This window comes from Vibrio sp. 10N.261.52.C11 (genome assembly GCF_041471405.1).
GTDB classification, from domain to species: domain Bacteria; phylum Pseudomonadota; class Gammaproteobacteria; order Enterobacterales; family Vibrionaceae; genus Vibrio; species Vibrio crassostreae_C.
The window spans coordinates 1-254 of the sequence record NZ_JBFROI010000082.1; the positions used below are offsets into that span (position 1 = coordinate 1).

The window sequence follows — 254 nt, forward strand, 5'->3', positions numbered from 1 at the left end:
GGTTCATCGCGGCTTTCCGGGGAAAGCCGCTTTTATCTTCAAGAAGAAGTAGTCGGTATCTCGATACCCATACCCCATTCGCTTGATTAGCTTTATCTTGTTGTTTATCCCTTCTAGGGTGCAGGTGTTTAGCGGATAACTTGCCGATGCGATAATACCGTGAAGATAAGGACTCAGTTTTCGTGCGAACTCTTTCAATGGCTTAATTCCACTCTCTTGTACTTGTGCCCACCAAGCCTCCCAGAGCCCTTTAG

Annotated in this window: 1 protein-coding gene; it reads right to left on the bottom strand. The window is 46.9% G+C overall.

Going from position 1 to position 254, the window contains the following annotated elements:
* Positions 1-3: 3 nt before the first annotated feature.
* The coding region (locus AB4323_RS22790; RefSeq protein ID WP_372153419.1) for a transposase at positions 4-254 on the bottom strand (251 nt) is incomplete at its 5' end.